General features: G+C 55.7%; 22 protein-coding genes and 1 other RNA gene. 8 read left to right on the forward strand and 15 right to left on the reverse strand.

Features of this window, described 5'->3' with window-relative positions; translation table 11 throughout:
- Positions 1 to 7 precede the first annotated feature (7 nt).
- A complete protein-coding gene (locus tag EPG66_RS15135) occupies positions 8 to 907 on the reverse strand; it encodes a LysR family transcriptional regulator (RefSeq protein ID WP_013359142.1) in 900 nt (299 codons plus the stop codon).
- A 129-nt stretch (positions 908 to 1,036) separates the two neighbouring features.
- On the opposite strand from EPG66_RS15135, the gene EPG66_RS15140 reads away from it, so the two are divergent.
- Positions 1,037 to 1,741 (forward strand): pirin family protein, encoded by a 705-nt coding sequence (locus EPG66_RS15140; RefSeq protein ID WP_010256500.1) that lies wholly within the window; start codon positions 1,037 to 1,039, stop codon positions 1,739 to 1,741.
- 52 nt (positions 1,742 to 1,793) lie between these two features.
- On the opposite strand, the gene dolP is transcribed toward EPG66_RS15140, so the two are convergent.
- The 4 genes from dolP to EPG66_RS15160 are packed head-to-tail and all read right to left on the reverse strand — an operon-like array spanning position 1,794 to position 5,360.
- Positions 1,794 to 2,366, reverse strand: coding sequence for a division/outer membrane stress-associated lipid-binding lipoprotein (dolP, locus tag EPG66_RS15145; RefSeq protein WP_010256504.1), 573 nt, complete (start codon positions 2,364 to 2,366; stop codon positions 1,794 to 1,796).
- Between the two features lie 14 nt (positions 2,367 to 2,380).
- Entirely contained in the window at positions 2,381 to 2,968 is a 588-nt protein-coding gene (gene diaA / locus EPG66_RS15150) for a DnaA initiator-associating protein DiaA (RefSeq protein ID WP_010256507.1), read from the reverse strand.
- Between the two features lie 14 nt (positions 2,969 to 2,982).
- Positions 2,983 to 3,378, reverse strand: coding sequence for a YraN family protein (locus EPG66_RS15155; protein WP_031594359.1), 396 nt, complete (start codon positions 3,376 to 3,378; stop codon positions 2,983 to 2,985).
- A complete protein-coding gene (locus EPG66_RS15160; protein ID WP_182687387.1) occupies positions 3,336 to 5,360 on the reverse strand; it encodes a penicillin-binding protein activator in 2,025 nt (674 codons plus the stop codon). The genes EPG66_RS15155 and EPG66_RS15160 overlap by 43 nt, the downstream gene beginning before the upstream one ends.
- Positions 5,361 to 5,422: 62 nt before the next feature.
- Here EPG66_RS15160 and rsmI point away from each other — a divergent pair, with 62 nt between their 5' ends.
- The 4 genes from rsmI (at position 5,423) to EPG66_RS15180 (ending at position 9,028) form a co-directional block, all read left to right on the forward strand.
- The gene (gene rsmI / locus EPG66_RS15165; RefSeq protein ID WP_031594361.1) at positions 5,423 to 6,289 is read left to right on the forward strand and encodes a 16S rRNA (cytidine(1402)-2'-O)-methyltransferase; all 867 of its coding nucleotides are present in this window, start codon (positions 5,423 to 5,425) and stop codon (positions 6,287 to 6,289) included.
- 33 nt (positions 6,290 to 6,322) lie between these two features.
- Positions 6,323 to 6,701, forward strand: an RNA gene (gene rnpB, locus EPG66_RS15170) — RNase P RNA component class A.
- 1,207 nt (positions 6,702 to 7,908) lie between these two features.
- The gene (locus tag EPG66_RS15175) at positions 7,909 to 8,601 is read left to right on the forward strand and encodes a hypothetical protein (RefSeq protein ID WP_069025417.1); all 693 of its coding nucleotides are present in this window, start codon (positions 7,909 to 7,911) and stop codon (positions 8,599 to 8,601) included.
- Positions 8,602 to 8,614: 13 nt separating this feature from the next.
- Entirely contained in the window at positions 8,615 to 9,028 is a 414-nt protein-coding gene (locus EPG66_RS15180; RefSeq protein ID WP_223265983.1) for a hypothetical protein, read from the forward strand.
- A gap of 357 nt (positions 9,029 to 9,385) precedes the next feature.
- Here the strand turns inward: EPG66_RS15180 and EPG66_RS15185 are convergent, their stop codons facing one another.
- From EPG66_RS15185 to EPG66_RS15230, 10 genes are all read right to left on the reverse strand, one after another.
- Positions 9,386 to 10,360, reverse strand: coding sequence for a glutathione S-transferase family protein (locus EPG66_RS15185; protein WP_115758032.1), 975 nt, complete (start codon positions 10,358 to 10,360; stop codon positions 9,386 to 9,388).
- Positions 10,361 to 10,436: 76 nt separating this feature from the next.
- Positions 10,437 to 10,850, reverse strand: coding sequence for a DoxX family protein (locus tag EPG66_RS15190; RefSeq protein WP_039390592.1), 414 nt, complete (start codon positions 10,848 to 10,850; stop codon positions 10,437 to 10,439).
- 202 nt (positions 10,851 to 11,052) lie between these two features.
- Positions 11,053 to 11,337, reverse strand: a complete 285-nt coding sequence (locus tag EPG66_RS15195) for a YqjK-like family protein (RefSeq protein ID WP_010256526.1) — start codon at positions 11,335 to 11,337, stop codon at positions 11,053 to 11,055.
- A complete protein-coding gene (locus EPG66_RS15200; protein WP_031590952.1) occupies positions 11,337 to 11,732 on the reverse strand; it encodes a phage holin family protein in 396 nt (131 codons plus the stop codon). The genes EPG66_RS15195 and EPG66_RS15200 overlap by 1 nt, the downstream gene beginning before the upstream one ends.
- Positions 11,733 to 11,734: 2 nt before the next feature.
- Positions 11,735 to 12,040 carry an ElaB/YgaM/YqjD family protein gene (locus EPG66_RS15205; RefSeq protein WP_010256532.1) on the reverse strand — a complete coding sequence of 102 codons (306 nt, stop codon included), beginning with the start codon at positions 12,038 to 12,040 and terminating at the stop codon, positions 11,735 to 11,737.
- 35 nt (positions 12,041 to 12,075) lie between these two features.
- A complete protein-coding gene (locus EPG66_RS15210; protein ID WP_031590951.1) occupies positions 12,076 to 12,450 on the reverse strand; it encodes a DUF1090 domain-containing protein in 375 nt (124 codons plus the stop codon).
- A gap of 194 nt (positions 12,451 to 12,644) precedes the next feature.
- Positions 12,645 to 12,992 (reverse strand): EnvZ/OmpR regulon moderator MzrA, encoded by a 348-nt coding sequence (gene mzrA, locus EPG66_RS15215; protein ID WP_031590949.1) that lies wholly within the window; start codon positions 12,990 to 12,992, stop codon positions 12,645 to 12,647.
- The gene (locus EPG66_RS15220) at positions 12,992 to 13,666 is read right to left on the reverse strand and encodes a DedA family protein (protein WP_010699781.1); all 675 of its coding nucleotides are present in this window, start codon (positions 13,664 to 13,666) and stop codon (positions 12,992 to 12,994) included. The genes mzrA and EPG66_RS15220 overlap by 1 nt, the downstream gene beginning before the upstream one ends.
- A gap of 324 nt (positions 13,667 to 13,990) precedes the next feature.
- Positions 13,991 to 14,767, reverse strand: a complete 777-nt coding sequence (exuR, locus tag EPG66_RS15225; RefSeq protein WP_022623920.1) for a transcriptional regulator ExuR — start codon at positions 14,765 to 14,767, stop codon at positions 13,991 to 13,993.
- Positions 14,768 to 14,853: 86 nt separating this feature from the next.
- Entirely contained in the window at positions 14,854 to 16,158 is a 1,305-nt protein-coding gene (locus EPG66_RS15230) for an MFS transporter (RefSeq protein ID WP_031590946.1), read from the reverse strand.
- A 399-nt stretch (positions 16,159 to 16,557) separates the two neighbouring features.
- On the opposite strand from EPG66_RS15230, the gene uxaC reads away from it, so the two are divergent.
- The 3 genes from uxaC to EPG66_RS15245 are packed head-to-tail and all read left to right on the forward strand — an operon-like array spanning position 16,558 to position 20,919.
- Positions 16,558 to 17,973: a glucuronate isomerase gene (uxaC, locus tag EPG66_RS15235; protein ID WP_033780649.1), complete on the forward strand. Its 1,416-nt coding sequence runs from the start codon at positions 16,558 to 16,560 to the stop codon at positions 17,971 to 17,973.
- 2 nt (positions 17,974 to 17,975) lie between these two features.
- Entirely contained in the window at positions 17,976 to 19,424 is a 1,449-nt protein-coding gene (locus tag EPG66_RS15240; RefSeq protein WP_031590943.1) for a tagaturonate reductase, read from the forward strand.
- A gap of 4 nt (positions 19,425 to 19,428) precedes the next feature.
- Complete coding sequence (locus tag EPG66_RS15245) at positions 19,429 to 20,919, forward strand: UxaA family hydrolase (RefSeq protein ID WP_031590941.1); 1,491 nt, start codon at positions 19,429 to 19,431, stop codon at positions 20,917 to 20,919.
- The last annotated feature ends 163 nt before the right edge of the window (positions 20,920 to 21,082 follow it).

Below are 21,082 nucleotides of genomic sequence, written 5' to 3' on the forward strand. Positions count from 1 at the left end.
CAGCGCTTTAGTTTTTCTTCGCCAGCAGGCGCGGGATCTCACGCAGGCACCAGGATTTGGCTTCGCCCATGCTGTCACGCCGCCACGCCATAATAATATCGACCTCGCGGGTATATTCCGGACTCACCACCCGCAGACGGCCTTCCGCAATATCCTGCTCCACCAGCGAATAGGGCATGGTCGCCACGCCCAGGCCAGCCAGCAGCGCACGGCGCTTATCGTCCATGCTGCTCACGGTCAGGCGCTGCTGCTTATCCAGTAACTGCACGGTCAGCACCGGACGCTCACGCGCGGTATCTGCGACCGCAATGCCACGGTATTTCACCCGCGTCACTTCAGACTGAGGTTCAGGCTCGTTATGAATCGGGTGATCAGCACTGGCGACGTAGACGCTCATCATGGTGTAGAGCTTGCGCGTATTGATCTCGGTGGAGGCGCGGAAGTGCATATCGGGAGCGATCACGATATCGGCCCGGCCCTGTTCCAGCCGTTCCCACGCGCCTGCCAGCACTTCCGTCACCAGTGAAAATTGCGTATTGGCCTTGTCGGCCAGTCGCGTCACCAGCGGAAACAGTGCATCAATGGGCACCAGCGCTTCGGTGACGATGGTCAGATGGGTTTCCCAGCCACGCGCCAGCGCTTCAGCATCGGTGGTGAGCTTATCCGCCGCTTCCAGCAGCACCCGGCCACGCTCCAGCAGCATGCGTCCCACGTTAGTAAATTTGGTACGGTGACCGGAACGGTCAAACAGCACCACATCCAGCTCTTCTTCCAGCTTTTGCATGGTGTAGCTGAGGGCGGAAGGGACGCGCCCCAGTTCATCCGCCGCCGCGGCAAAACTGCCACGCCGATCAATCGCATCCATAACGCGTAAAGATTCAAGGGTTAACGCACGCTCTTTAGCCATCCCGGTTCTCTGTCAGGAAATTTGAACATGCCCGGCAGATTAACTGGCTAACAATCCGGCGTCCAGACTTTTACCATGGGAGCATATAGTCCGTGGCCGATCCTCGTCACCGGATGCTGGAGGTAAACAATGATAACGACACGCAGTGCGTCCGCATGTGGTCAGGCCGATTTCGGCTGGTTACAGGCGCGCTACAGTTTCTCTTTTGGTCACTATTTTGATCCCAAACTGATGGGGTACGCGTCGCTGCGCGTACTGAACCAGGAAGTGCTGGCGCCGGGTGCCGCTTTTCAGCCGCGCACCTATCCACAGGTTGATGTCCTGAACATCGTGCTGCAGGGTGAAGCTGAATACCGCGACAGCGAAGGCAACACGATCAGCGTGCGGGAAGGGGAGGCGCTGCTGCTCTCTGCCCAGCCGGGTGTGAGTTACACCGAAATGAACCTGAGCAAAGATCGACCGCTGACACGCATGCAGCTCTGGCTGGCCGCCTGTCCGGAGCGTGAAAATCCGCGGATGCAGAAAATTGCCCTGACGGATGGTCGGCTGTCCCAGCTGATCGCCTCGCCGGATGGCATGGACGACAGTCTGCAACTGCGTCAGCAGGTGTGGATTCATCAGGTCGAGCTGGCACCAGGCGAAAAACATTCGCTGCGGTTACAGGGGCCGCGAGCCTATCTGCAGTCGATTCACGGTTCGCTGGAAGCGATGTCCGGCACGGATCATCAGGAGAAGCTGGGCTGTGGCGATGGTGCCTTTTTGCAGGAAGAGAAGCTGTTGCAACTGACGGCGAAAACCGCGACCCGCGCGCTGGTCATCGACATTCCCGTCTGAACATCGGGCAATAAAAAAGGCGGCCATGGCCGCCTTTTTTGCGTTTTGCGTATTACTTCAGCATGGTGAAGGCCGTGGTGACGTGCTTCACGCCACTGACGCGGCTGGCGACATCAGCCGCTGCCTGCGCTTCCTGCGGTGTCACCAGACCCAGCAGGAACACTTCGCCATTCTCCGTCGTCACCTTCACATTGGAAGATTTCACCTGATCGCTGCCCAGCAGCTGCGAGCGGATTTTGGTGGTAATCCAGGTGTCTGACGACGTGGTGCCCAGCGTCACTTTCTGGCCGATACGGATCTCGTTATAGACCTCGGTTGCGCCATCAACGCCCATGGTGATCTGTTTGGCACGACCGGCGATCTCCTGCGAAGGCGCCTGACCGGTCAGCAACACTTTGCCCTGATAGGCCGTGGCAATAATGCGGGCATCGGTTTTAATCTGCTGATCTTTAGCCAGCGCGTTAGTCACGCGTAGCTCAAGCGTGCTGTCATCAACCTGCGTACCCACCGAGCGTGGATCGGTGGCCGTTTTAGTGGCAACCGCTGCGCCACCCGCCACAACCGCAACGCAGCCCTGCAGCAGCATGGCGGTTAACAGAATAGCTATAGCATTCAATGCTTTCATTCGTGCTCCTTCGGTCATTCCTGATGGGGAAAGAGAGTGTTATCGATCAGATCGCATAAGCAATTAACGGTGAGCATATGCATCTCCTGAATACGGGCGCTGCGGTGCGACGGAATGCGGATCTCCACATCCTGCGGACCCAGCAGTCCGGCGAGCTCTCCGCCATCATACCCGGTAAGCGCAACGATAGTCATATCGCGTGTTACCGCCGCTTCTACGGCCTTAACGATGTCACGGGTGTTGCCACGGGTTGAGATAGCCAGTAACACATCGCCTGCGTGTCCCAGGGCGCGCACCTGCTTGGCATAGATTTCATCGTGCAGGCGGTCATTACCAATCGCGGTCAGCATCACGTTGTCGGCACTCAACGCCAGCGCCGGTAAGCTTGGGCGTTCGGTCTCGAAACGGTTGATCATGCTGGCGGCGAAGTGCTGTGCATTGGCGGATGAGGCACCGTTGCCACAGCTCAGGATTTTATTGCCATTCAGTAACGACTGCACCAGCGTCATAGCGGCGCGGGAGATGGCATCGGGCAACGCTTCGGCTGCGGCAATCTGAGTTTGAATACTTTCGGTAAAACACGCTTTAATTCTGTCCTGCACACGACCACCTGGTTCTAAACGTCTGCATTAAAGGCATTCGGCAGCCACTCGAGCGCCGTGCCGGTAATGGCGATGATGTCGAAACGGCAATTCACTGTTTCAAAACTGCCGCCGCGTTGCGCCAGCCAGAGAGCGGCAGCGCGCAGCAGCTTTTGTTGTTTATTCCGGGTTACGCTGGCGAGCGCGCCACCATAACGCGCATCGCGTCGGTAGCGAACTTCAACAAACACCCAACAGTGCCCGTCACGCATTATCAGGTCAAGTTCACCATTGCGAAAGTGAACATTACTGGCGACCCATTTCAGGCCAGCCTGCTCCAGATAGCGCCGGGCATCTTCTTCATGCCTGGCGCCAGTCTGACGCCGATTTAGTTGGCCGGTGCGATTTCGCCCCGACGATACTGGTTCCATGTCAACTTCCTGTTGATCACACAATCCGTGTTGGCGCTGAGCTTGCCGGTATTGCCGTCCAGCGTAAAGCCAGGTGACTGACGCATCTGGTTAAAGTGATTCGCCAGCGTCCAGGCATCCATTCCCATTGCATAGAGACGCACCAGCGAATAGTCATTATTGAATGACTTCGACGTCTGCTGCATCAGGCCAGGATTGCTGCCGGAGAGCAGCGGAATATCGCTGAACTGCAGGCCATCCATTTCCAGACGGAAGTCCGGGCCGGCACCTGCCTGCGCACTGCGCGAACTGGCGTAGAGCGAGATATTGCTGCGACTGCCGGTGCGCATGGTGATCATCGGTTTGATCAGCTGCAGTTCGTCCTGCGTTGAGACGATGTAGACCGCATCGACGCCACCACCGCTGCTGGTGCTGACCACATCTGGCGTGTTCTGCTGCGGTGCCGGGATAGTCAGGCCCGCAATCGTAACACCCTGCGGCTCGGCAGGTGCAGCGTTCACTGGCGTACCGGATAAGCTGATACCCGCGCCGCTGTTAATACCCTGTTTCAGCTCTGAGGTCGAACCAAAGCGCTGCTGCATCACCGTGCTGCCACCCAGCGTCTGCCACTCCTGAGCAAAGGCGTTGGTGACGCGATCGCCCAGTCCGCTGCGCGGAACCAGCAACAGCGGCTGGCGTTTGCCCTGATCCCAGATATGGTGCGCCGCATCACGCGCTTCGTCTTCAGGAGAAAGCGCAAAGTAGCAAATATTCGGATGGTTCTGGATCTTTTCCGGCTCGTTGAGCGCCAGCACATTCAGTGGCGTCTGGCTGTTGGCGACCTTCTCAACGTTGCTCTTCAGCAGCGGGCCGACCACGATGGTGGCACCATCCTGCTGTGCCTGTTGCATCACCTGCTCAATCGGCTGGCTGCTGGTGTCATAGACCTTGATCTGTGCGTTGCTGGCCGGTTCTGCGGCAGCAGGCTGAGATTGAGGCTGTGGCGTCGTGTCGGCAGGTTGTTGCTGCTGCGGCGCGCTGATTGGATCGGTGGAAGAACCAGCAGCGGCAGCGGGTTGGGTGCTGGCTGTTGCATCAGAAGCGGCGGGCTGAGCTGCCGCAGGCTGAGCGACCGGTGCGGAGATGCCATTCTTCGCATCATTAAAGCCTTTCTGAATCGCGTTGGCGAACACCTGCGCCTGGCCATTCAGCGGCAGCAGCAGCGCGATGATGCTGGTTGAAGCTTTGGTGTAGTTCTGCATCTGGCTCAGCTGCGTCGGCAGCGTTTTGGCCGCCGGGTTCTGCGGATAGCGGGTCTGCCAGTCTTTGATGCCTGGCTTGAGCATCTCAGCATCCTGCGTGTTGGCGCGCCAGACCGCGAGCAGATCCAGCCAGCCCTGCAGCACATTTTCATCGGCATTGATGACCAGGTTGCTGACTTCCTGCGGCGACATCTGGGTCAGTGTCTGCCAGGTGGCGTCGATATTGCCCTGATGATCGGTGCCTTTCAGCAGCGGCTCCTGGGCAATATAGTTGCGCAGCAGCGAGAGTGAAGGGCGACCCTGTGCGCTGGCAATCTGCAGGCTGTAATAACGCGCCAGCTGATCCTGCGACAGTGCGCCGGTTTTCACTGCCGCTAACAGCGGTTCGGCGTCTTTGATCTTCTGCTGTGCAATCAGCAATTGCGCTTTCAGCAGCAGGGATTCCTGTTGCTGCGTCTCAGAGAGCTGCTGCGGCAACTGGCTCAGTTGCTGAGTCGCCTCAGGATACTTTCCTTCCTTCAACAGGGCGCGGATTGCAAGTAATTGCCAGTCGGTCTTGCTATCATCGCTGCTTTGCTGCGCTTGCTGCAGATAGTAAGCGGAGCTGGCTGTGACGGGCCCCTGAATATTGACGGTTGAGGTTTGCGGCCCCTGACCGCTACATGCGGCTAAAATCAGCCCAGCAAGAATGACAGGCAGAAAGCGTCCTGCTTTATGACGAACGACTTTTGAAGGAAGCATACTGTATCCAGTGATGTTTTTTTCAAGATGCTCAATATTAAATCGGCAATTCGGATGAAACAATGAAACAACTCGATCGGGCAGAGATTTCTGCCAGCACGCTCTACATCGTTCCAACCCCGATTGGTAATTTGGGGGATATCACCCAGCGGGCGCTGACGGTGCTTTCGAGCGTCGATCTGGTCGCTGCGGAAGATACACGTCATACCGGACTGTTGCTACAACATTTCGCCATCAATGCGCGACTCTTCTCACTTCATGACCACAACGAGCAGCACAAGGCTGAACTGCTGCTGACGAAGCTGCAGGAGGGTCAAAGCATAGCCTTAGTTTCTGATGCTGGCACGCCGCTGATCAACGATCCGGGCTACCATCTGGTGCGTCGCTGCCGCGAAGCGGGCATCCGTGTGGTGCCGCTGCCGGGCGCCTGTGCTGCCATTGCTGCATTAAGTGCTGCAGGACTGCCATCCGATCGTTTCTGTTACGAAGGGTTTCTGCCCGCCAAAACCAAAGGCCGCTGCGACGCCCTGCGGGCGCTGGTGCAGGAGCCGCGCACGCTGATTTTCTATGAGTCGACCCACCGTCTGATCGACAGCCTGCAGGATATGGTGAGTGAGCTGGGTGCCGAACGCTACGTGGTGCTGGCGCGCGAGCTGACTAAAACCTGGGAGTCGATCTACGGTGCACCGGTCGGCGAGTTGCTGGCGTGGGTAAAAGAAGATGAGAATCGTCGCAAAGGCGAGATGGTGCTGATTGTCGAAGGGTACAAAGTTGATGATGACGATGCGTTACCGGCCGATGCGCTGCGTACGCTGGCGCTGCTGCAAAAAGAGCTGCCGTTGAAACGCGCGGCTGCGCTGACCGCTGAGATCCACAGCGTGAAGAAAAATGCGCTTTATAAGTATGCGCTGGAGCAGCAAGAGGCGTGACAAACGCCGGCGAATGTCCTATTATCCCGCGCCGAAGCTGACCAGACAGTCGCCGCTTTGTCGTCGTCCTCACTTGTGGGGAGACGGGCAGAGGGGAGGAAAGTCCGGGCTCCATAGGGCAGGGTGCCAGGTAACGCCTGGGAGGCGCAAGCCTACGACCAGTGCAACAGAGAGCAAACCGCCGATGGCCCAGAAATGGGATCAGGTAAGGGTGAAAGGGTGCGGTAAGAGCGCACCGCGCGACTGGCAACAGTTCGTGGCACGGTAAACTCCACCCGGAGCAAGGCCAAATAGGGGTTCACAAGGTACGGCCCGTACTGAACCCGGGTAGGCTGCTTGAGCCAGTGAGCGATTGCTGGCCTAGATGAATGACTGTCCACGACAGAACCCGGCTTAACGGTCAGCTTCGACTTTTTATCAAAAACCCCGCTTCGGCGGGGTTTTTGCTTTGTGACGCGCGGTGACAGGATGAATGACTGCCCACGACGCTTTCTATGAAAAGAATGCGGCTTAACGGTCAGCGTCGGCTTTTTATCAAAAACCCCGCTTCGGCGGGGTTTTTGCTTTGTGTTGCGCGGTGACAGGATGAATGACTGCCCACGACGCTTTCTATGAAAAGAACGCGGCTTAACGGTCAGCTTCGGCTTTTTACCAAAACCCCGCTCCGGCGTAATGCTGATCAGTTAAGATTAGATTTGTAGAGGCTGTCACGGTCAAACGTGGCAGCTTTTTTTGTGGGCGAGCGAGCCGCAGTGCGGGCCAGCGCACCGCTGCTGCTGCCGGGCCGTCCTCGCGCCGCTCACGCGGTGCCTTCGGCTTTGACGTCGTGCCGACGAACCGTTCGGGGATCGGCCCTCCCTGGCCGGCCCCGAACTGTCCACGCTTCCCGGCGTGGACTTCTGGCCCGCCATCACGCCTCAGCGCTGCGGATAGCCCTTTCAGCAACAGAGGCGCTCAGGCCTCCACTCTCGTGCCCTTTTTAACAGCACGCACCAGAAGCTTAAGAGCAGACTGGTGGTGATCAGGAGCAGGCAACCCGCAGCGCTGAACAGAATGAGTCTGCCAGGAGAGCCCGCAGGACGCGGGCGAAAGGCGGGGCGGCACAGGATGTGCCATCCCCGGCGGTCCGTCAGGCAGAGGAATGAAGTGAAGGAACCGCGCAGCGGCGCGAGGACCGCCAGCCCCTGAGCGACACCAGACTGCGTTATCACCTGTCGTTAACTGACTGGCATTACCGCTTCGGCGGGGTTTTGCTTTGTGGGGTATAAGCATGCAGCGATCAATGTCGAAGTTTGGTGCATCATGCTCAGCGTCCCTGGGCAGACGACTACAGAGAATGAAAAACTTTTTGCATTTACATCAACAGCAATTACAGCTTCATATACATCACAAAGTCGAAGCATTGCCTATATAGCAAAATATTCGATACTGAGTACAGGTACAGCTAATACCGGTGCATCATTTTTCGCAGGTTACCGTACACCTGGTATTCACTAAATAGAACTTTTCCTGTGGTTTGTGCTTATTGTTATTGTGGTTAAATTTTGTAATATTCCTTACAGGGTAAATGGAAATTAAATAGAGGGAATTATGACTCGTGGATTTGTGAGGTACCCAATTTGAGCAATCGTGGAGAAATCCTGGATTCATCCCGATTTGGTTCAGAAAACGGGATTAGGCATGGGCTTCTTTATTCAGGAGTGCTTGGCTGGCTTGATATGGGTCACGCTCGCGGAGATGATGTTCGTAAACTTATGGCACAGTTCTCCAATGGTGAAGCTGGCAGCGATTCTTATTACCGGGTGCGTTATGAACAAACTATGGGGATCAGCCGGTTTGCTACTGGTCGCTTTAATGTCTGGGAGATAAAAAAAGGGAGAACTCTCACAGAAAGGCAGAGTATTGCATTGGCGATGATGATGAGTACTGCTGTCGCTTTTGAAAATTGGCAGTCAATGCCCTGGTTCAGTTGGTATACTGATAGCGGTTTCAGTGGCGAGGATCTTGTGTCGGACTTATTTGGTTTCTATAAAGTTAATTATCCCCGCGTATATTGGGGAGAACTTAAGATTGCCAGCAAAGAATCAGCCCTACGCCGATGGGACCATTATGGACCAATTAGTCGTTATAAGAACACGGGTTTTTTACCCTTGTTATTTCCTGATCCTATAGAAAAATTCACCTGCCCACGCCCTTATAAAGGTCAGCTTCCGCGATTTATGAAACAGGTTATGCCATATAAATTTACTCCGAATGATGACATAGTGCGACGGTCTAATGATAAAGCCGGAATCATTAACGCATTTCAGTAAACAGAGAGTGAAAATGTTAAAAAGGATCGCTGCAATCGGCGCTGTCATTATCATTATTTTCCTGCTGATTGATTGTAGTATGCAGAAGGTGGCTGAACGGGATGAAGGTTACACTCAGTCAAATCTATGGGCATATTATCTATACACTGACAGGGATATCAGGAGGGCCCCACGTGCTTCTGAATCATATCATTTTACGTTTACCGCGCAGGATGGTAGTCAACCGCAGGAAAGTAGTATTGTTTACAGCACGGATGCTCCTTTAGTTGAGGTTAAAAATTATCTGGCGTCCTTAGGTTACAGGGCGGTGGAGCATAATGGATGGTCTGAAAAATGGGAAAAGGAAGGTAATGTTACGCCTTACTTCTATATATCTCATGACAGCAAATCACATTCGCTAACGCTAAGTAAGGTAGATTTTCGCTGACAACCTTCAGTGACCCAATCTCCAGCACTAATCAAGCGACTCTTACCCCCAAAACCAGATACGCGACGTGTGGTTAAAGCAATCTGCCTGAACGGTCAGCTTCGACTTTTTATCAAAAAACCCGCTTCGGCGGGGTTTTTGCTTTGTGACGCGCGGTGGTTTGAAGGTCAGCGGTGAGATCGCGCCTGCGCAGGAAACAGGGTCAGATCGGAAAGTCGCAAAATCCGTCATCCCTGACATGCTCGGCCCGCGCCATCCCTGGCGCGGGACGCTTTCCTCTTCTGACCCTGTTCCCTTCGCGTTTAGATTGTCATTGTGGTCAGATTGTATCTGCTCCCTGCGCGATATGCAGGCAGCTTAACCGCGGCCGTGCGGTTCATCCCAGTCAAATGCCGGGCCCAGCGAAATAACACCATTCGGGTTGATGGTCTTATGGCTGCAATAGTAGTGATGACGAATATGCGGCAGATTAACCGTCTCTGCGATACCAGGCATCTGATAGATATCACGCAGGAAACCACTCAGGTTTCTGTAGTCATTGATGCGATGGCGATCGCATTTAAAGTGGGTCACATAGACCGGATCAAATCGCACCAGCGTGGTCCACAACCGCAGATCCGCTTCGGTCAGTTGATCGCCGGTGAGATAGCGATGCTGGCCTAAAATCTGCTCCAGCCGCGACAGCGAATGGAACAGCGCAGTGACTGCCTCGTCATAAGCAGACTGCGAAGTGGCAAAGCCTGCTTTGTAAACGCCGTTGTTCACGGTGTCGTAAATCCAGCCGTTCAGTTCATCAATCTTCTCATGCAGAGCAACAGGATAATAATCCCCTGCACGGGCACCGACAGCATCAAACGCACTGTTGAACATGCGGATGATATCGGCAGACTCATTGCTGACGATGGTGTTCTGCTGCTTGTCCCACAATACCGGCACGGTTACGCGGCCACTGTATTGCGGATCGGCGTGCAGATAGAGCTGATAGAGGAACTCATTCTGGTAGAGTTTATCGCCGGTCGCATCCTGGAAACTATCATCGAAGGTCCAGCCATTCTCCAGCATCAGCGGATGCACCACGGAGACATCGATCATGCTATCCAGGCCCTTCAGCTGACGCATCAGCAGTGTGCGGTGTGCCCAGGGGCAGGCCAGTGAGACATAAAGATGATAGCGGTCGCGTTCGGCGACAAATCCCGCTTTACCCACCGGACCGGCACTGCCATCCGCGGTAACCCAGTTGCGGAAAGCCGACTCTGAACGCTTGAAACGTCCGCCGGTAGATTTAGTGTCGTACCAGGTGTCATGCCAGACACCGTCAATTAACTGTCCCATAATGGCTCCAATGCAAACAGGGCGGGGAAATGTCCCCGCCCTGCTAAGTATATGTGGCATTACGCTTTATGTGAGATTAGCGCGCAATCGCTGGCTGTGGTTTTCTTTTGCTGATCAGGCGATCAATGCTGTATGCACCAGGACCCACCAGACCTAACACCAGGAAACCACCGGCGATAGAGAGGTTCTTCATGAACATCAGCTGGTTCACGCCTTCGGCAAAGTTACTGTGGAACAGAAACGCGGTCAGGATGGTGAAGCCTGCAGTAAACAGGGCAGTGAAACGGGTCAGGAAACCAAACAGGATGGCCAGACCGCCGCCAAACTCCAGCAGGATAACCAGCGGCAGCATAAAGCCCGGGACGCCCATTGCTTCCATATATTGCTGAGTGCCTGCATAACCGGTGATTTTGCCCCAGCCAGCCGTAATGAACAGGATTGGCATCAGGATGCGAGCCAGTAACAAACCAACGTCTTCGAATTTTTTCATCATTTACTCCAGCGCTATCAGGGATGCAGGGCACGCTGCCCGCAAGGTTTATGCCCGCTGAAAGCAGTATTGCGTTCATTGGGTTGATAGCTGGAGATGATAGTCGCGGAGTGGAAAGGTTGTAAGCGAGATATACTGTCAGTGTTTTTCAGAAATTCTGATGAAGAAAAGCCGGCCTTTTCAGGACCGGCTTTTAGCAAAATTAACGCGGTGGCAGAGCGGACTTGATCATGCGCCAGGTACTCCAGGCGCCGAATCCCCGTTTTACCCAGCGTAACAGCATGTTGGGACTGCGAACGGAGTAGATGGCCAGCGCGCTGCTGCCAATGGCCAGATAGCGGCGTAAGCTGAGGAAAGTGAACCAGCCGCGATCGTAATGGGCGGTGCCTTCCAGCCAGTCACGCCGCGCAGCGCTTAAATCCAGCCGCTGCTGCTGCACATGCTTAAGCAGTTCATGGATGCGTTCTTCACGCTCGCGGCGGCTCATCAGCGCTGGTCCTCAAGTAAATCCCGGTCTGTTTCCAGCTCCTTGCGCGTGTGGCGCAACAGCGTGGACTGACGTGATTTTCGAAGCGTCCAGAGCCCCAGAATAACCGCCAGCAGTAGCAGCGTGCCGGTCGTGATGCCAATGGCCATCAGACGGTACTGCGCATCCACTGCCCAGATAATCAGAACCATCAGGCTCATCAGACCAAATGCAGTGAACAGCATTGTCAGGCCAACCATCAACAGCAGCTGAATCAGGTTAGCTTTCTCGTGCTCCAGTTCCACCACTGCCAGACGAACGCGCGTCTCGACCATGCCAACCAGCGTGGTAACAATGCGCTGGCCGATGTTAATGACCCCTTTAGCCGGGCCGTGGTTATGCTGTGAGTCAGCCATAATTATCGACGCGAAATGAGCATGCCCAGTGCGACGCCAATCGCTGCACCGATACCCACACCATGCCATGGATTTTCACGCACGTAGCCTTCGGCTTTTTGCGCCGCTTCGCGGGTGGTAGCAGCAATACGCTCGCTTGATTCGCCCAGACGTTCACGTGAGCTATCCAGCGCCACACGCGCTTTATTGCGAAGTTTATCCAGCTCGCCTTTGGATTTTTCAGTGCTGCTGCTCAGCACCTCTTCCAGGGTATCGGCAAGGTTTTTCAGTTCAGCACGCAAATGTTCCGATGATGTGTCTTTAGACATAAAATACTCCTTTAACATCAGTTGGTTAGTTCCGATTAATAGGGCTCCGCCTGTAACTTTTTCAGCTCCCGGCGCGCTTCATCCAGTTTTTGTTGTCGCTTAGCAATCTTCTCCTTGTCATGGCCCTCTTCACGCTCTTCCCTGAGTGCGTGCTCACGCTCAGCAACTTTCTGCTTCTGAGCGTTAATTCTTTCCAGATGGGCGGCCTCGAGCTTTTTGTCGCTGCAATCGGCCCGGACTTCGGTCAGCGCGCGCTCCAGTCCGTTAACCCGGCGCTGGTTGTTATGCTTCTGCGCCATCCCGATTTCACGCTGAATATCCTGCTCTTTCTGCTCACACAGCGATTCTGACGCCAGCAGCGAACCCGACAGCGAAAACAGCGCGACTCCCAGTAATACTTGATATTTCATTGGTCCTGGACCCTTCCATTGCGACCTGATCCGTCATCACCCGCGTAATCATATGACTGCGGGTGCTATGAATCGACTCTCGCTTAAGCATAGACACCCATAGTAAAAAGTTCAAAGAAGACCGGGAGATAGAGCGCCTTTCAGACCGCCGAGCGATGGCGCGACGGTCTGAAAAGGAGAGGGGAGTCGGGAGATTACGCCAGTGAGAGGTGCTGAGAGTGATCGTGCTGCGCCACAATAAAGCCCTGTGGCAGCAGACGGCGTAACACCTTCTGGGCCGCCAGGCTCTGCTCTTCGCTATCAAAATGGATGATCAGTGCATCACCCGCAGGCGTAATGCTTTTGATACGAATACCCTGCGCACTTAATTGCTGGTAGAGATAAAAACCATCGGGCAGAGTTGCGCCAGCATGGGAAACCCGAATCTGCACCACCGTCTCGTGCTTCATCAGGCCGGGGACCACACAAAGCGCGACCAGCGCAAAGGCGCCAGCGATCAACCACGGTAACCACCGTTTAGGAATAGCCTGCAGCAGTTTCATTACTCGGCTTTCCCGTTCTGATTCGCCTGACGCTTACGCCATATTACTACCAGCGATCCCACCAGACCAAATACCAGCAGCGCCAGCGGCAGCATCATCAGGAAGAACATCATCTCATCTTCATAACGACGGAAAATCGGGGTTTTACCCAGCGCGAAGCCGATAACGGTCAGAATCACCACCCACAGGAACGCACTTACCCAGTTGAAGAACTGAAAGCGGGCATTACTGAGGCCTGACAATCCGGCGATGGTAGGCAGCAGAGTACGCACAAACGCGATAAAGCGACCAATCAGCAGGGCAGATAAGCCGTGACGATGGAACATGCTGTGCGCGCGCAGATGATACTGGGCGGGAAGATGGGAGAGCCATTTCTGCACCGTAGGCGTGTTACCCAGCCAGCGGCCCTGTAAGTAGCTCACCCAGCAGCCAAGACTAGCACCGGTCGTTAAAACCAGAATCGTCAGGGGGAAGCTCATGGTGCCTTTGGCAATCAGTACGCCGACCAGAATCAGCAGACTGTCACCCGGCAGAAATGCAGCGGGAAGAAGGCCATTTTCCAAAAACAAAATCATAAACAGCACGCCGTAAATGGCCCATACCAGCGTGGGATCGGAGAGGGTTTCGTAGTCCTGCTGCCAGAGGGCATGCAGCAACGATTGCAAAATATCCATCAATTCATTCCTGAACATCATTGTTAAACATGTCCCACAGGGACTTAAACGCAGACCGGCATTTCGTTATAAATTTTAGGAGCGCAGCCTGGGCGGGATTTTCCGGATCCTTCCAGAATTGATTGTTAAATCAGCGACTTTATAACCCCCAGTCGCAAAGGGTAATAAAAGGGCGATAACTGTAACAAAAATCGCCTGTCTGAGACAGGAAAACTCTCTGGCGAACAGGAGTTTTACCTTGTGAAACGGCGTGTAAAAAGGAGCTTTACATGACCTGACACTATTGCAGATTAACTGACCGTCTCAGGGCATTTTCAGGCACTTTTAGCGGGCGTTATTGGACCCATCAGGCAGGATGACCGGATTCTCACCAAACATGTAACGATCAACGTTAAATTCAAAATCATCCGCCGTCGCGTTAAACAGCATCTGTTTAGTATTTTCCAGATGTTGCCACATCGCCAGTTTGCTGGCGGCGGGATCTTTGCGCATCAGGGCTTTAAGAATCTGATCGTGGTCGTCACACCAGCTGAGAATGCTGCGCTGGTCGATGTGTTCGTGAAGTTTGAGCCAGTAGGGATTGTGCAGGCGATGCAGCCACATTTTTTCAACGATGGCGGCTAAGGCACTGTTCTGGGTGGATTGCGCGATACGTACATGAAACTGCATATCCCACTCGGAGTCGCGGAAGTGATCCTCCTGTCGGGCTTTTTCCTGAATCGCCATCAGGTCGATAATGTCCTGGCGCGTTACCTGAGTTGCAGCGAACTCGGCCACATTACTCTCAATCAGCTGACGAGCCTGGAGCAGTTCGAAGGGGCCAAACGTGGCGAACTCCAGCTGACTGCTGGTGGAGGCGATGCGGTTCTGCTGCTGGCTGGCAATGACGTGGATGCCCGAGCCTTTGCGGACCTCAACATAGCCTTCAACTTCCAGCATGATGATCGCTTCGCGTACGACGGTGCGACTCACTTCCATCTCTTCGGCAATCAGGCGCTCAGCAGGCAGTTTGTCACCCACCGGATAGATCCCGGTTTCAATGCGGCTTTTCAGCTCGCTGGCCAGCTGTTGATAAAGTCGACGGGATTCAGTGAAGTCCATAGCACAATCCTGGTAGCAGACAGATAAGTTGTTATACCACTTCAGGAGGTGCGAGGAAATGGGCTGGCCTGCGCCAGCCCGGCAGATTAACTGCGAACGGCGCTGGCCTGCGGAATAACGGCTTCGGCATTCAGCTCTGAAATGGGTTTATTTTTCAGAACCGTCCAGATAACGACGGCACCCAGCAGATCAAACACCGCCAGCGCGGCAAACAGCGGGCTGAAGCCCAGCGTATCGGCCAGTGCGCCTACCACCAGCGCAAACATGGTACTGGCGGTCCAGGCTGCCATGCCGGTCAGGCCATTAGCCGTAGCGACTTCATTGCGGCCGAAAACGTCTGAGGAGAGGGTGATCAGCGCGCCAGAGAGGGCCTGATGCGCAAACCCGCCGATGCACAGCAGACCAATGGCTATGTAGGGGCTGGTGAACAGGCCGATGGTGCCCGGCGCAATCATTAACACCGCACCCATCGTCACGACCATCTTGCGGGAGACGATCAGGTTAACGCCGAACCAGCGCTGAAACAGCGGCGGCAGATAGCCACCAAGGATGCAGCCGAAGTCCGCGAACAGCATCGGCATCCAGGCGAACATCGCAATCTCTTTCAGATTGAAGCCGTAAACCTTAAACATAAACAGCGGAATCCAGGCGTTGAACGTTCCCCACGCCGGTTCTGCCAGAAAACGCGGCAGGGCAATACCCCAGAACTGGCGGTTACGGATAATCTCCAGTGCTGACATTTTGCGGGTGTTGCCGGTCTGATGCTGCGCTTCCTGACCGGAGATAATATAGTCGCGCTCTTCATCGCTCAGCTTCTTCTGCTGTTTCGGGTGTTTGTAAAACACCAGCCAGCTGAGTGCCCAGGCCATGCTCAGCACACCGGTCATGATAAATGCCATCTGCCAGCTGTGCGCCACGATCGCCCAGACCACCAGCGGCGGAGCCAGCATCGCACCGATAGACGAACCCACGTTAAAGTAGCCCACGGCGACCGAACGCTCTTTAGCCGGGAACCATTCGCTGCTCGCTTTCAGCCCGGCCGGGATCATCGCCGCTTCAGCCGCACCGACTGCGCCTCGTGCCAGCGCCAGTCCGCCCCAGCTGCCCGCCATCGCCGTAGCGGCACAGAAAATCGCCCACATAATAGCAAACACCGCGTAGCCGACCTTGGTGCCGAGCAGATCCAGTACATAACCTGCCACCGGTTGCATCAGCGTATAGCAGGCTGAATAGGCCGCAATTATGTAGGAGTACTGCTGCGTGGTGATATGCAGCTCTGACATTAATGTCGGGGCCGCCACGGCAATGGTGTTACGGGTCAGATACCCCAACACCGTACCGAGCGTCACCAGTCCAATCATGTACCAGCGTAACCCTTTGATCTTACGCATCCTCTACCTCTTCCAGTTCTGTATGCGGTCTTGCCGCTGTTGTTATCTGGAGCGGGACAGCACGTGATGCAGCTCTGCTCACGCCCGCAGGTTCTGTAAAAGCAACCCTGTTATGACCTTGCCATTTGTGAGTCGCTAACGACCTCACGATGGGGCGAGAGCCTAACTTGTTATACAACTTTAAAAGTTGAGAGCCATCACAAAAACCCTTTCTGCACTGTGGGATACTGGAAACCTGCGTAATGACAGCCATTTAGCGCGATACGGGCGACAAAAACGTCCATAACGGCAGCCAGCTACCGCTGTTTATGTGAGCAGGATCGCAAATAAATCCGTAACGGACTAAAATTGGTATGATAACTTTGGGCCATCAGTGGTTCAGTCGATGAGGAAGCATGTATGTCACGTTTCATGACCGAAGATTTTTTGCTGGATACCGAATTCGCCCGTCGTCTCTATCACGACTATGCAAAGGATCAGCCGATTTTCGACTATCACTGCCACTTGCCGCCGCAGCAGATTGCCGAAAATTATCGCTTCGCCAACCTTTATGACATCTGGCTGAAGGGCGATCACTATAAGTGGCGGGCCATGCGCGCCAACGGTGTGGCTGAGGCGTTCTGTACCGGTAACGCCAGCGATCGTGAAAAATTTGACGCCTGGGCGCGCACCGTGCCGCACACTATCGGCAACCCGCTCTATCACTGGACCCACCTGGAGTTACGCCGGCCTTTCGGTATCACCGATACGCTGCTTTCTGAGAAAACGGCTGACAGCATCTGGCATCGCTGCAATGAACTGCTGGCGCAGGATAGCTTTACCACGCGCGGCATCATGCAGCAGATGAAGGTGAAGATGGTGGGCACCACTGACGATCCGCTGGATGACCTGCGCCATCACCGCGCGCTGGCAGACGATGCCAGCTTCAGCGTTAAAGTGCTGCCGAGCTGGCGTCCGGACAAAGCGTTTAATATCGAAGCGGAAACCTTCCTGCCGTGGATCGAGACGCTGGAGCAGCTGACGGACATCAGCGTGCAGCGTTTTGACGATCTGCGCAGCGCACTGCATCAGCGGCTGGATCACTTCGCGGCGCACGGCTGTAAAGTCTCCGATCACGCGCTGGATGTGGTCTGCTACGCCGAGGCGGATGACGCTACGCTGGATGCGATTCTGGCGCGTCGTCGCAGCGGTGCCGCGCCCAACCCGCAGGAAACGGCACAGTTTAAAACGGCGGTGCTGGTCTGGCTGGGCAGCGAATATGCCCGCCGTGGCTGGGTGCAGCAGTATCACATTGGCGCACTCCGCAATACCAATCCGCGCCAGTACCAGCTGCTGGGGCCTGATGTCGGCTTCGATTCAATCAACGACCAGCCGCTGGCCGAACCGCTGGCACGCCTGCTGGGCGCGCAGAATCTCAATAATGCGCTGCCTAAAACCATTCTCTACTGCCTGAACCCGCGCGACAACGAAGTGCTGGCCACCATGGCGGGCAACTTCCAGGGCGAAGGTCAGGCGGGCAAGATGCAGTTCGGTTCAGCCTGGTGGTTCAACGACCAGCTGGATGGTATGCAGCGTCAGATGACTCAGCTGGCGCAGATTGGTCTGTTGAGCCGTTTCGTCGGCATGCTGACCGACAGCCGCAGCTTCCTCTCCTACACCCGCCACGAATATTTCCGCCGCCTGCTGTGCCAGATGATGGGCCGCTGGGTGGAGCAGGGTGAAGCGCCAGCCGATGAAGCACTGTTAGGCCAGATGGTACAGAACATCTGCTTCAACAATGCCCGCGATTACTTCGGCATCGAGCTGGGAGCCTGATAATGAAAAGGCTAAACCGTCACGACTTTCCGGGCGCAGTCTATCGCGACCGGGTGATCCAGTTCGGCGAAGGCAACTTCCTGCGCGCCTTTATTGACTGGCAGATCGACTGGCTGAATGAGCATCAGGGCACCGATGCCGGGATCGTGGTGGTGCGGCCGCGCAACCGTGAAGTCAGCGACAGCCTGAATCAGCAGGATGGTCTCTATACCACGCTGATCCGCGGGCTGAACGATCAGGGCGAGCAGGTCAGCGAAACCCGGCTGATCCGCAGCCTCAACCGTGAAATCCAGCCCTGGCAGCAGTTCGGCGAATTTATGGCGCTGGCCCGTAATCCTGATCTGCGCATGGTCTTCTCCAATACCACCGAAGCGGGCATCGCCTTTGTCGGCAAGGATCAGCTTACCGATCAGCCCGCCAGCAGTTTCCCTGGCAAACTGACGCAGCTGCTGTGGGCGCGCTATTCCCACTTCAATGGCGCCAGCGACCGGGGCTGGCTGGTGGTGCCGTGCGAGCTGATTGACCATAACGGCGATACGCTGCGCGATCTGGTGCTGCGCTACGCCGATCAGTGGCATCTGCCCTCAGAATTTAAAACCTGGGTTCATCAGCACTGCGCGTTCTATAACACTCTGGTCGACCGCATCGTCACCGGCTTTCCGGCGGAAAGCGAGCAGCTGCAACGCGAGCTGGGTTATGAAGATCGCTATCTGGTGGCGGGCGAAGTCTACTATCAGTTTGTGATTCAGGGGCCGTCGGCGCTGTTTAATGAACTGAAGCTGGCGGCACTGTCGCCGCAGGTTCGGCATGTGGATGACATTGCGCCCTATAAAGCGCAGAAAGTGGCCATCCTCAATGGCGCGCACACTGCAATGGTGCCGGTCGCGTTTCTGGCCGGTATTGAGAGTGTGGGAGAGGCGATGGCCGATCCGGCTATCGCCGGATTTGTGGATAACCTGCTGCGTCACGAAGTGATCCCGACGCTGGATCTCCCTGCCGATGAACTGCACGCGTTTGCCGATGCGGTACAGCGTCGTTTCCGCAATCCGTTTATTCGCCATGCGCTGCTGTCGATTGCCCTTAATGGCATGACTAAATTCCGCACCCGTCTGCTGACGCCACTCCTTGCCGCGCATCAGCAAACCGGCGAGTGGCCGACACACATCACCTTTGCGCTGGCCGCACTGATCGCTTTTTATCGCGGCGAGTCAGCCGGCAAGAGCTGGCCATTGCAGGACGAGCCGCAGTGGTTACAGCGCTACGCCGACGCCTGGAAAGCACTTGATGCGGATCAGCTGTCACCGCAACAGCTGGTGAACGGCGTACTCAGCGACGCGCAACACTGGGGTGAAGATTTAACCCGTCAGCCCGGACTGGCTGCGGCTGTCACCCAACACCTGCAAAATATCATCGCCCACGGAATGCGTGAGGCGCTGAGCCAACTGAGATAACGCTATGCAAGACGCAATTAAAATTGATCCCCGCGACAATGTCGCCGTGGCGTTACGTGATTTAGACGCGGGCGCCACGATAGAGCTGCCGCCACTGCGTGTGGCGGTGCAACAGGCGGTCGGACGCGGGCATAAATTTGCCCTGCAGCCTATCGCGCAGGATGAGCTGGTGATCAAATATGGGCTGCCGATTGCCCATGCCACGCAGCCTGTGGCCGCCGGTGAGTTAATCCATTCGCAGAACGCCCGCACCAATCTCAGCGATCTGGATCAATATGCGTATCAGCCCGAGTTTGTGACGCTGCCGCCGCAGCCGGGTGACCGTGAGGTGCAGATCTACCGTCGTGCTAACGGCGAGGTTGGCATCCGCAATGAGCTGTGGATCCTGCCGACCGTCGGCTGCGTCAACGGCATTGCGCGTCAGATCCTGCAGCGCTTTCTGAAGGAGACGCAGGATGCAGAAGATATCGATGGCGCGTTCCTGTTCAGCCATACCTTCGGTTGTTCGCAGCTGGGGCAGGATCACGAAAACACCCGCACCATGCTGCAGAATATGGTGCGCCATCCTAATGCTGGCGCGGTGCTGGTGATTGGTCTCGGCTGCGAAAACAATCAGGTTGATGCTTTCCGTGACACCCTCGGCGCGTTTGAAAGCGACCGGGTCGAGTTTATGGTGTGCCAGCAGCATGACGATGAGGTGGAAGCCGGGCTGGAGCGGCTGCACGCATTGTATGAAAAAATGCGTCACGACCAGCGCGAGCCGGGCAAACTCAGCGAGCTGAAGTTTGGTCTGGAGTGCGGCGGTTCAGATGGTTTGTCTGGCATCACCGCCAATCCGTTGCTGGGACGTTTCTCGGACCAGATGATCGCTAATGGCGGCACGACTGTACTGACCGAAGTACCGGAAATGTTTGGCGCAGAACGAATTCTGATGAGTCGCTGTCGCGACGAGGAGACCTTCAGCAAAACGGTGGCGATGATCAACGACTTCAAACAGTATTTTATCGATCACCAGCAGCCGATCTACGAAAACCCGTCACCAGGCAACAAAGCGGGCGGTATCACCACGCTGGAGGAGAAGTCGCTGGGCTGTACCCAGAAAGCGGGGCAGAGCCAGGTGGTTGATGTGCTGAAGTATGGCGAACGGTTAAAAACGCCGGGGCTGAATCTGCTGAGTGCGCCGGGTAATGATGCGGTCGCCACCAGTGCGCTGGCAGGTGCCGGTTGCCACATGGTGCTGTTCAGTACCGGACGCGGCACGCCTTATGGCGGTTTTGTGCCGACGGTTAAGCTGGCCACCAACACACCGCTGGCGGAGAAGAAGCCGCACTGGATCGACTTTAATGCCGGACGGTTGATCGAGGGGATGAGCATGGACGCGATGCTGGAAGACTTTGTCGACAGCATTGTGGCGATTGCCAGCGGTCAGCCGACCAACAACGAGAAGAACGATTTCCGCGAGCTGGCGATTTTCAAAAGCGGTGTGACGCTTTAAACAAAACGACCCGCTAAAGTGCGGGTCGCTTGAGATCGTTGATAAAGTCCGGCTCTGTGGCGGTGAGACCGAGCCTGCGAAGGGAACACGGTCAGATCGGAAAGTCGCAAAGGCCGTCATCCATGACACGCTCGGCCCGCGCCATCCCTGGCGCGGGACGCTT

The sequence above is a fragment of the Pantoea pleuroti genome, assembly GCF_014156615.1.
In the GTDB taxonomy this organism is placed as follows: domain Bacteria; phylum Pseudomonadota; class Gammaproteobacteria; order Enterobacterales; family Enterobacteriaceae; genus Pantoea; species Pantoea agglomerans.